Genomic DNA, 11,555 nt, shown 5'->3' with positions numbered 1-11,555 from the left:
GTCCATAGTTCAGACACACTCCTACGTATGATGGTACCCGCTATGAAAAATTATCAAACATCATCACTGCAGTGCCCCCACGGTTTTTTTGACAATACCGGAGGAGTGTCCAAGGGCGTTTACAGCAGTTTGAACTGTGGCCCGGGATCAAACGATAATCAGGCGCATGTAACAGAAAACAGACGTATCGTAGCGGATACACTGTCTGGTAGCGCACACACACCGCTCCTTAGTTGTTACCAGATACACTCTAATATCGTGCATCATGCGACGAAGAGCTTTTCAGACAACAGGCCGCAAGCTGATGCCCTTGTCACCCGCACACCCGGACTTATTCTTGGCATCCTGACAGCAGATTGCACCCCGGTCCTGTTTTACGACCCGGAAGTCTGCGTTATCGGCGCGGCCCACGCGGGTTGGAAAGGCGCGCTGACGGGCATTCTGGAAAATACAGTCAGTATGATGGAAACACTGGGTGCTGACCGACAACGGATCCAAGCTGCCATTGGCCCCACCATCCATCAGCCCAGTTATGAAGTTGATAAAAACTTTTTAGAGCGTTTTCTGGATACAGATGCCAATTCAAAACGCTTTTTCGAGAACGGCAAGGATGCTGACCACCATCAGTTTGACCTACCTGGGTATGTTGAGAACCGGCTTCAGAAACACGGTATCGAGCATATCTGGCAAAGCGGCACAGATACCTACAGCAGTTCCAGGCATTTTTCATACAGACGCTCCACACACAAGGGTGATTCGGATTACGGACGGCAAATCTCGGTAATAATGCTGCCCTGAACAGACCATTTGAGAAGCAATTCTTAGCCATGTGTGTCTGATAGGCACCAATATCCTAAAATTCGTATCTGCAAACTTTACAAAAGCATGACGATACTGATACATCACGATTCAAGTTTTTGATTTAACTTTTGTCCTGATGGAGGCTAGCCAATGGGCATGAAAATTCTCGCCGGTAATTCCAACCCGGAACTTGCCGAAGCAATCGCAGCCTATCTGAACATGCCCCTGACGAAAGCGTCCATTAAGCGTTTTTCTGATCAGGAAGTCTTTGTAGAAATTCATGAAAACGTCCGCGGTGAGGACGTTTTTCTTGTTCAGAGCACTAACTATCCCGCAAACGACCATATGATGGAACTACTCGTTTGTATTGATGCGCTGCGCCGTGCAAGCGCCCGCCGCATCACAGCTGTTCTTCCGTATTTCGGCTATGCCCGTCAGGACCGGAAGCCCGGCCCGCGGACACCGATCTCGGCGAAACTTGTTGCAAACCTGATCACAACCGCTGGTGCGGACCGCGTTCTGACTATGGACCTGCACGCAGGGCAAATTCAGGGTTTCTTCGATATTCCAACCGATAACCTTTATGCAATGCCGGTTCTTGTTCGTGATTTGAAAGAAAAATACGCGGGCAAGGAAACAATGATCGTATCGCCTGATGTGGGAGGTGTTGTTCGTGCCCGTGCCTATGCAAAGCGTATGGATGCCCTGATAGCAATCGTCGACAAACGCCGTGAACGCGCTGGTGTGTCCGAGGTTATGAACGTTGTTGGTGATGTATCCGGGATGCACTGTGTGCTGGTTGACGATATTGTCGATAGTGGCGGAACGCTGTGTAACGCGGCAGAAGCCCTGATGAAGCAGGGTGCGAAATCCGTTTCCGCATATATCGCACACGGCGTATTGTCTGGTCCGGCGTATGACCGCATTGCAAACAGTGTCATGGACGAAGTTGTAATTACAGACAGCATCCGCCCAAGCGATGCCTGCGTTGCAACTGACAAAATCCGTGTTGTAAGCGTGGCGCCCCTGCTTGCAGAAGCCATGAACAGAATTGCACACGAAACAAGCGTTTCCAGCCTGTTTGACTAAGCGCACTTAAGGGCACCTGGTGCTATGGTCGCATTTTGTTGGGCGTAGGTAGGTATCTGCCGTCCCAATAAAGAAAATACAAAACCGCCTCTGTCATCAGGAGGCGGTTATTTTTTACTGCTTATCAGGGAAGCGGCGCCTCACAGGCGGCTAACATCCATCCAGTGCAGTCGCGAAAGCCTTTTCAAACTCTGGCTCTTTGTCTATGAACGGTGAAAATAGCTCAAACCCTGCAGGGTACCGGGCATATTCAATTACACGGACGTCTTTTACAGCGTCCTTGAAGCGGGGACTGAGAAATGCACGGAAGTCTGCAGACAGGATTGCATCTACCTTACCGCCATACAGCATCAAAAACATGCGGTCGGTATCATCTGTCCCCTGTATATATCGATAGCCATTTCGCTGCAGCATTCTTTCTGGTGTTGACCCGGGAAATGCGGTGACTTTGGCGGTATCTTTGAACATTTTGCTGAAGGGATCCATGTCCATATTTTGGCGCAAAATCCAGTTAATTCTTAATTCCCCCAGCACGCCAATTATTTTTCTGTGTCGGTCAATCTCGCCCTTGTTATAGCTGGGAAACCAGATATCGATTAAACCATCTTCAATCATGCGGTCTACCCGCACCATGGCAACAGTTTTTACCTCATACGCGCGCTTGAGACGGTCCATAGCACACCGCAGCACATCCATGCCCGGCCCTGCCAGTTTTCCAGTTTCATCAGGCTGGGCATAGGTCCCTTCACCATGGGTAAAAACGCGCACTGTGGAATCAGATGACTGAACAGCCTCAAGTGCTATCACTGCTGGTAACAGACACGCTAAACCAAGAGCTATCCGAAGTGCCGCCCAATATTTACTTATACGCATTCAAGGTTCCTGATATGGAATACACAGTTACTTTACTCAAACCCCGATACGGATTAAATATCATCCCCTGAAAACATATATCGCAGAAAATGGTTAAAGGTCTATTGCTTTCTTTGCATTTTACCGTGATTCAGCTTGCTTTTGTGCGCATTGTACAGTATCACGCGCCCGACTTCCCTTCGTTATCTGAAGGGGTGGTAATCCGTCCTTGCATCCCTGGAGGAAGTGACGGGCCTGTCTGGATTGTCCCGACAGGTAATATTTAGGAGAATTACAATGGCAAAAGTCATTACAATCGAAGCGGAACTCCGCGACCGGGTTGGCAAGGGAGCCTCTCGTGCTGTTCGCCGTACTGGTAAAGTTCCAGCCGTAATTTACGGTGACAACAAAGACCCACTGTCCATCCAGATTCCATTGAACGAAGTAATTCGTTTGATCAACCGTGGTGGTTTCATGTCACACACCTACGAAATCGTAGCAGGCAAGAACAAATCAACTGTTCTGCCACGTGATCTGCAACTGCACCCGGTATCTGATATTCCTATGCACATCGACTTCCTGCGTCTGGGCAAAGGTGCATCTGTTGCAATGGCTGTTCCAGTGAAAGTTATTGGCGAAGAACAATCAACTGGTCTGAAGCGTGGCGGCGTTATCAACTACACGCGTCACGATATTGAACTGAACGTTCCTGCATCAGCTATTCCTGAGTTTATTGAAGTATCTGTTGCTGGCCTTGACATTAACGAAGCTGTTAAAATTTCTGACGTTACGCTTCCAGAAGGCTGCACACCTACTATTTCTGACCGTGACTTCACTATCTGTGCGATTGTTGCACCAAGTGGTCTTAAGTCTGCGACAAACGCTGCTGATGCTTCTGACGAAGAATCTGAAGATGCCGGGGACGCAGAGTCTGCATAAATATTGGTCGGGGGCTTAATCAAGTCCCTACCTGTAGCCGGAAAGGAAGATAGCATGCTGCTTTTTGTCGGATTAGGCAACCCGGGCAGCAAATATCTGGATAACCGGCACAATGTCGGCTTTATGGCAGTGGACGAAATCGTTCGCTGCCATAACTTTTTGCCGGAACGAAAAAAATTTCAGGCACTGGTATCCGAAGGCAAGCTGAACGGAGAACCAATTCTGGTCCTCAAACCACAGACATTTATGAATGAAAGTGGCCGTTCGGTAGGTGAAGCCATGCGCTTCTATAAGCTGTCACCCGAAGATGTTGTCGTCTTTTATGACGAACTGGATTTACCGTTTGCAAAAGTCAAAGTTAAACAAGGCGGTGGTCTTGCCGGCCATAATGGGCTGAAATCAATCAAGGCCCATATCGGAGAAAACTTCCACCGGGTCAGAATTGGCATTGGGCATCCAGGGCATCGTGACAAGGTGACAAGTCATGTGCTGGGCGACTTTGCCAAATCAGAGTGGCCGGAAATTGAAGAAGTTCTGGACGGTATCGCACGGGAAGCCTCGTGGCTTGCCAAACGCGACGGTGCGCGTTTCCAGACTGCACTAGCACAGCGTCTGACACCGCAGCGCCCAAGTACAGGCACAAAAAAACCAGCCGGGGCACCTTCGTCGCCCACGGACGAAACAAAACAAAAAGCAGCGGCCCCTAAACCGGCCGCCAGTTATTCCAAAAAAGTACCAGATGGTCCGATGGCTGATATGCTGCGATCTCTGAAGACAGGAGACAAATAATGGGTTTCAAATGTGGTATCGTAGGGCTTCCTAATGTTGGCAAGTCTACCCTGTTCAATGCCTTGACAAATACGGCATCCGCCGCAGCTGCAAACTATCCATTTTGCACGATTGAGCCAAACGTAGGCCAGGTTCCTGTGCCTGATGAGCGCCTTTATGAACTTGCATCCAAAGCGGGGTCAAAAGAAGTCATCCCGACCCAGCTATCGTTCGTTGATATCGCTGGCCTTGTTCGTGGTGCCTCAAAGGGGGAAGGCCTTGGCAATCAGTTTCTGGCGAACATTCGGGAAGTAGATGCGATTTGTCATGTTCTGCGCTGTTTTGAAGATGATGACATCACACATGTGGATGGTCGTGTTGATCCAGTAGCTGATGCTGAGACCATTGAAACCGAACTGATGATCGCAGACCTGGAAAGTCTGGAAGGCCGTATACACGGATTGGGTCGCAAGGTGCGCGGTGGCGATAAAGAAGCAAAAGCCGTAATGGCAATGATCGAAAAATGTATTCCGCTGCTGAAAGACGGTATTCCTGCCCGTAAGGTTGAACTGTCAAGCGACGAGGAAGCAAAAATTCTGCGCGAGCTGCAGCTACTGACCAGCAAGCCAATTCTATATATCTGTAACGTCGACGAAGAAAGCGCAGCCAGCGGCAACGAGTTTTCCGAAAAAGTTGTTAAAATGGCTGCCGAGCAAGGGGCCGGTGCTGTTGTGATCTCCGCGGCAGTTGAAGCAGAAATCGCCCAGCTGGACGATGAAGCAGACAAATCAGAATTTCTGGAAACCCTCGGTCTTGGTCAAACGGGTCTCGCCCGTGTTATTCGTGCCGGATACGACCTTCTGCACCTGATTACCTATTTCACATGTGGTCCAAAAGAAACCCGAGCATGGACAATTCCTGTCGGCACCAAAGCACCGCAAGCAGCGGGCGTAATTCACACCGACTTTGAAAAAGGGTTCATCCGCGCAGAGACCATTGCCTATGACGATTATGTCAGCCTCGGTGGGGAGCAAGGTGCCAAGGATGCAGGGAAAATGCGCCTTGAAGGTAAGGAATATGTTGTCGCAGACGGGGATGTATTATTATTCCGCTTTAACGTCTAGCCAAAATAAATACGGCGCTGTAACAGGCGCCGTTTTGCTTTTCTATGACCTGTTAAAACTAATCCTAAAGCAGGTGCTTTTGCCTGGCATCTCAATCAGCTCCAGCGTACCGCCATTCCGTTCAATCAACCTTTTGGCCACAGGCAGTCCGACACCCATTCCTGGCGTTGCTGCACTATAATCCTCATTCACCAACGCAAATGGCGTGAAAATCAGATTCTGCTTTTCTTCCGGTATGCCCGGCCCTTCATCAGCTAAGTCTATTTGAACCTTCGTGTCGGTCTCTGACAATCTTAGCAGAATTTTCTCACCAGAGCGTGTGTAACGTACCGCATTTTCGAAAACATATTTGATGGCTCGGTCTATCTCATCCGTGCAAAGATATATCTCTGTCGCGGACTGATTCGGGACCTCTTCCTCCAGAATACGGCCAGCCTTTGACGCAGAAGACCGAAAGCCAGGAAATAAATCTTCCTCGATATGCTTGAGCAGCTGAACGTTAGACTGATTCAGATTATCTGGTGCAATATTCGCCGACAATTCCAGTACTGACTGGAGCTTCTCAAAAAGCTCCTGACCGCTATTACGGATATAGGACGCAAACTCCTGTGCTTGCTTATCGTCTGCCAAAGACATCAATAAATCAGAAAAGCCAATAATATGGTTTAGGGGTGTCCGCAATTCATGAGACATATTGGCAATAAACCTACTTTTTGCCAGATTGCCTTCCTCCGCCATTTTAAGCGCTGCATCAAGCTCGGCCTGCAGCTTTTTAGCTTCAGTAATCTCGGTTCTAACAGCAACATACTGTTCAATTTTGTCTGTGTAGGTGTTTTTAAAGGGCACAATCGTTGATCGTACCCAATATAATTCCCCATCTTTCTTTCGGTTACAAATTTCACCCTGCCAGGTTTCACCGCTGGCAATCGTGCGCCATAAATCTTTATAAAAAGCGGCATCATGCTTGTCCGACTTAATGATGTTGTGCTTATTTCCAAGCAGTTCATCAAGCTTATAGCCACTAACTTCAGTAAACTTGGTATTGGCATAAATAATCACGCCAGTCGCATCTGTAATTGACACAAGTGCATGTTCGTCCAGCGTATGATGCAGGTGCTCTGATAAATGTCTGGCTTCCTGCAGGCTTTTCACCATTACTTCATGTTCATTCTGCACGAGAACGATATCGGACCGGTCTCGGAAAGTGCCGGAAATTGCTTCGATACGGCCTTCTACATCAAACTCGGGGCGGCCTTTAGTCTCGACATAGATCGTACGGCCGGTTGACTGCTGCATAATGCGCAGATGAATAGTATAGGCCTTATGGTTTTCTATACAGTCGACAACCGCAGCACTGATTATTTCGCGGTCTGCAGGCAAATAAAACTCTATCGCCGTTTCCACACTTGGAACAAAGTCATCCTTTGAAACACCGTGAATGGCATAGATTTCATCAGACCAAAACAGCTTTTCATGGTTCAGGTCAAACCGCCAATATCCGACACGACCAACCGATGTGGTTTCTGCTAGCTGGTCCTTGACAAACTGGTGGTGGGACACATCCACACCAACCACATATACGCGGTTATCAGTCTGTCGAACTGTCGTATAACAGCGCCACTCAATGAAATGCTTGCCAGAAGACGGGTGATGATATTCCTGTGCTTCTCCCCATGGCTGGCGCGTTTCCCGAACCTGCTGGATTATATCCTGTGTGATATAAATACCAAGATCACTTACAATAGACTCAACCGGCTGTTCCAATACATCCTGACGTTTCTTGCCAACAAATGCCAAAAATGCGCCGTTAGCGTCCACAACACATCCACTATCGTTCACAGACAGAAAATAAAGCTGACCAGGTAAATCATGAAAGGTATAGGGTGATACCCCGGTCTCTGATGGTGTAGGGTGCAATACTCCTCCATCTGACACGTTCGACGGTGTTTCAGCGGCTGCATCAGCCGGTGGCAAAATAGAAGAAGTACTCATAAAAAAGCTGAAACCTGTAATATAACTGTTTACATAACGGCATGTAATTTCACAAAATACGGGACTTACTTGGAATGTGTGACCAAATCGTTAACCTAGGGAAGAATACATCTTTGATATGCTTCCACTTTACTTTACGGCGACATGAATGACAAAAGTAGCTCCGGTACAACCGGCATATAAGAACAGCCATGTGATTAACGTAGATCCCATGATTGCCTATATTGATGATGTACTGTCGCCTGAAGAATGTGACTATATTATCAACCTGGCCAAAGATAAGGTAGAGCGCGCTCGTGTTTCACTGGAAGGTGACGATGCGATCTCTGACGGTCGCACTGGTAGTAATACATGGATACCCCATAAGACCGACGACACGATCAAAGCCATTGCTGACAGGATCGCAGGCATCGTTCAGATACCGCTTGAGAATGCAGAAGCTCTGCAAGTGATACATTACGGTGTAAGTCAGGAATATAAGGCGCATTTCGATAGCTATGACCTGTCTACTGAACGGGGGCGGCACTACTGCAAACGCGGTGGTCAGCGGCTAGTCACAGCCCTTGTTTATCTGAACGATATTGAAGAAGGCGGCGCGACCGGCTTCCCCACGCTGAAGGCAGAAGTAACAGCAAAAAAAGGGCGACTGGCTCTGTTTCATAACTGCAAATCAGGCACCACAAAAATTCACCCTGACAGCCTGCATGCTGGCACACCTGTCATAAAGGGCGAAAAATGGGCCTTCAACCTTTGGTTCCATGCGCGTCCCATGGCTGAAATTCAGGACTTTTCAGAAGAACTGATTAAAACAACGGGAAAAGGTAAGGCTGTTATCCGGGAAAAAGGCTCTGCCAAGGCACAAAAAAAAACACCAACATCTGACAAAACCATATTTATCCAGATAGCTGCCTACCGCGACCCGGAATGCCAACATTCCATACATGACCTTTTCGACAAAGCAGCGTTCCCCGACCGACTGCGCGTCACTGTGATGTTTCATGCAGACCCGCATGAAGATGATGACCTTTTTGAAATCGTAACGAAGCCGGAACAAGTCACCATCCACCGAATAGATGCCGCACATGCACAGGGTGTTTGCGAGGCACGCTGGCGTGGTCAGCTGGACTATAAAGACGAAGACTATGTACTGCAAACTGACAGCCACATGCGGTTTGAACCGGGCTGGGATGAAAGCCTGATTGCCATGCTGGCAGAATGTGACAGCGACAAGCCGGTTCTGACAACCTATACGCCGCCCTATATTCCGCCGATGGATCTGAAGAAAACACATATTTCTGGCATTCAGGCTGAACGGTTTGACGAATTTGACACCCTTTTGCTGCGTTCAAAAAGTATTCCGATTGACCAAGCGCCTGCAAAACCCTTCCGCGGCGCTTTTATGGGCGGATGTTTGCTATTCGGCAAATCAGAGGTATTCACTGAGGTGCCTTGCGATCCTTATCTTTATTTCTTTGGGGAAGAAATATCTCTGTCTGCCCGATACTGGACACACGGCTTTGATATTTTCCATCCCAATAAACTAGTGGCGTATCAGTGCTGGCAGCGCAGTCACCGCAAGGCGACCCATTTTGATGACCATAGTGACTGGACAGACAGAGACAAACGATCGCGCCAAAGAGTAAAGTATCTTCTAACTGGTGAGCTCCCGTCTAATCCGGCATATCTTCAGGATATAGAGAAATTCAGTCTGGGCACAGCCCGTTCGCTTGAAGACTATGAAACCTTCTGTGGCCTTGATTTCCGCTCAAAAACCCTGTCTGAACGTGCAAGAAACGGTAGATATGATCTACTGCCTGTACCCGCAACAAATCCGGCGATGGGACCACTGGTTCTGGTGAACCGTGCTACTGCACACTTTCACAAAGTCAGTAAGGCAATCTGGGAACAGAACCCCAGCAGCTTCCTGCGGACCTGTTTCACCTACTGGGATACATACGGCGGCTCGCAGCCTGATTTGTCATCGGTACCATCAGAGTATAGACGGCTTGGGCTGATAGAACGGGCTGTTTTAAATGCCTTGTCCAACAAGAAAAGCCTGGCAAAGCTGGTGGCTGACAAAGGGTTAGAACGGCTCGCACCCCGCACCTATTTCACCAAAGAAGACGCCCTTGCCCACAAAGGTGCCCCCGCCGCCCTCTGGTTTATCAAGAAAGCCGCTGGAACCGGCGGCAAAGGCATGCGCTGTGTCACAAATAGCGCCCTGCACAATGCAATAATCAACAGCGACGAAATCATACAGGCCGCGGTGAATGACCTGATGCTTCTGGACGGTCGCAAATTCACGACACGTCTATACGTTCTGTTATGGGATCATAAAATCTATCTTTTCAAGGGTGGATTTAATGTCATCCACGGTGTGCCTTATCAGGCTGACAGTACTGATTACGCCGTCCAGATTGATCACAGGGGATACGACAAGGATGACAGCCCTGTCACCATGCAGTCATTCACGGACTATGAACAGTATGACCGTTTCTTCCCTGCCTGTGTGCAGCTTATCAGGGACCTTAACCCTGCCCTACATGATGCCTGCAATGCGTCCACCAAGGATACCTATGCCCTCCTTGGTATAGACATCTTGTTGCAGCAAAACGGTTGCGTGCAACTGACAGAAATAAACAGCTTCCCCAATTTCCGTCACACGGCTGAAATTAACGCGGATGTCAATCTGCCCATGCTGGAAGCAGCCCTTAAGATCATGCTCGGCCAATCGGTTAACAGCATGATACCCATCACTTCATTAGATCAGGATTAGTAAATATGTTTACCCGTCTATCACACACGGCAAAGGGCCTAGCCGCCCTTGCTATCATTGCCGGACTGGCAACCACCGCTGTTCCCGTATCAGATGTATCTTCTGTTGAAGCAGACAGCGACAAAGTCCGCGCCCGTGATTTGGGGATCACGCCCGGTATTCTGCCAACGGGTCCCCTGAATGCGATAACCGATGTTAAGGGTGTGAAAGTTGCCCACCATACGCTGAAAGCACCGCCAGCGATAAACACGGGCGCCACAGTCATTATTCCCGCAGACGGGAATTTACGGCAAAACCCGGTACCCGCGGCCGTCTATATTGCAAACGGGTACGGCAAACTGGCCGGGATCAGTCAAATCATGGAACTGGGCGAAATTGAAACTCCGATCGTGCTGACAAACACCCTGAATGTGGCAGAAGGTATCGCAGCTACCGTCGAATGGACCCTGGCACAGCCGGGCAATGAAGATGTCCGGTCGGTCAACGCGGTGGTAGGGGAAACCAACGACGGATTTCTAAATGATATTCGTGCCCGCGCTGTTACAAAAGACCAGATCAAGGAAACACTGGACAAAGCAGTTTCCGGCCCGGTGACGGAAGGGGCCGTGGGGGCTGGCACAGGCACCGTGGCATTCGGCTGGAAAGGTGGCATTGGCACCAGCAGCCGGAGACTGCCTGCAAGTCTTGGCGGACATACGGTTGGTGTTCTCGTCCAGGCGAACTACGGCGGTGTTTTAACGATTGACGGCCACAAAATCGGCGAACAACTGGATCAATATTACCTGAAAGACGCGGTCGGCACAGATGCATCGGCTGATGGCTCAATCATGATTGTAGTTGCAACGGACGCGCCCCTATCAGACAGGAACCTGCTACGACTGGCAAAACGGGCAACCGTCGGACTTGCCCGCACCGGGTCCAGTATGACAAACGGATCAGGGGATTATATACTGGCCTTTTCCACCCACCCGTCCGTTCGCCGTGATAATAGTGCGGATGCCCTTGACCAAAACACTCTGCCCAACAGCAGAATGAGCCCCCTGTTCCAAAGCGTCGCAGAAGCAACCGAGGAAGCTATCTATAACGCCCTTCTGATGGCGGAGGATACCATAGGCCACCGGGGCACGATCAAAGCCCTGCCGGTCAAAGATGTGAAAAACATTCTAATGAAGTCGCAGTAACACCAGCCTGTCTCGCATTCTAAAAAACAAAAA

Annotated in this window: 9 protein-coding genes; 7 read left to right on the top strand and 2 right to left on the bottom strand. The window is 49.2% G+C overall.

Annotation, left to right across the window (positions count from 1 at the left end; all coding sequences use genetic code 11):
- Nucleotides 1–42 precede the first annotated feature (42 nt).
- Both pgeF and IE181_RS05865 read left to right on the top strand, forming a co-directional pair.
- Nucleotides 43–798 (top strand): peptidoglycan editing factor PgeF, encoded by a 756-nt coding sequence (gene pgeF / locus IE181_RS05870; protein ID WP_229819170.1) that lies wholly within the window; start codon nt 43–45, stop codon nt 796–798.
- 159 nt (nt 799–957) lie between these two features.
- A complete protein-coding gene (locus IE181_RS05865) occupies nt 958–1,890 on the top strand; it encodes a ribose-phosphate pyrophosphokinase (protein WP_191251575.1) in 933 nt (310 codons plus the stop codon).
- A gap of 150 nt (nt 1,891–2,040) precedes the next feature.
- Here the strand turns inward: IE181_RS05865 and IE181_RS05860 are convergent, their stop codons facing one another.
- Nucleotides 2,041–2,763: a transporter substrate-binding domain-containing protein gene (locus tag IE181_RS05860; protein ID WP_191250773.1), complete on the bottom strand. Its 723-nt coding sequence runs from the start codon at nt 2,761–2,763 to the stop codon at nt 2,041–2,043.
- 276 nt (nt 2,764–3,039) lie between these two features.
- On the opposite strand from IE181_RS05860, the gene IE181_RS05855 reads away from it, so the two are divergent.
- From IE181_RS05855 to ychF, 3 genes are read left to right on the top strand one after another with little or no spacing between them, the layout of a single operon-like run.
- A complete protein-coding gene (locus IE181_RS05855; RefSeq protein ID WP_191250771.1) occupies nt 3,040–3,681 on the top strand; it encodes a 50S ribosomal protein L25/general stress protein Ctc in 642 nt (213 codons plus the stop codon).
- Between the two features lie 54 nt (nt 3,682–3,735).
- Entirely contained in the window at nt 3,736–4,470 is a 735-nt protein-coding gene (gene pth / locus IE181_RS05850; protein ID WP_191250769.1) for an aminoacyl-tRNA hydrolase, read from the top strand.
- Nucleotides 4,470–5,573: a redox-regulated ATPase YchF gene (gene ychF / locus IE181_RS05845; protein WP_191250767.1), complete on the top strand. Its 1,104-nt coding sequence runs from the start codon at nt 4,470–4,472 to the stop codon at nt 5,571–5,573. The genes pth and ychF overlap by 1 nt, the downstream gene beginning before the upstream one ends.
- A 42-nt stretch (nt 5,574–5,615) precedes the next feature.
- On the opposite strand, the gene IE181_RS05840 is transcribed toward ychF, so the two are convergent.
- Nucleotides 5,616–7,565, bottom strand: coding sequence for a PAS domain-containing protein (locus IE181_RS05840; RefSeq protein ID WP_191250765.1), 1,950 nt, complete (start codon nt 7,563–7,565; stop codon nt 5,616–5,618).
- A 148-nt stretch (nt 7,566–7,713) separates the two neighbouring features.
- Here IE181_RS05840 and IE181_RS05835 point away from each other — a divergent pair, with 148 nt between their 5' ends.
- Nucleotides 7,714–10,341 carry a GlcNAc-transferase family protein gene (locus IE181_RS05835; protein ID WP_191250755.1) on the top strand — a complete coding sequence of 876 codons (2,628 nt, stop codon included), beginning with the start codon at nt 7,714–7,716 and terminating at the stop codon, nt 10,339–10,341.
- Between the two features lie 5 nt (nt 10,342–10,346).
- Complete coding sequence (locus IE181_RS05830) at nt 10,347–11,522, top strand: DmpA family aminopeptidase (protein WP_191250752.1); 1,176 nt, start codon at nt 10,347–10,349, stop codon at nt 11,520–11,522.
- Nucleotides 11,523–11,555 lie beyond the last annotated feature (33 nt).

This window comes from Kordiimonas sediminis (assembly GCF_014656395.1).
Classification (GTDB): domain Bacteria; phylum Pseudomonadota; class Alphaproteobacteria; order Sphingomonadales; family Kordiimonadaceae; genus Kordiimonas_A; species Kordiimonas_A sediminis.
This window is presented reverse-complemented; position numbering and strand designations above follow the sequence as displayed.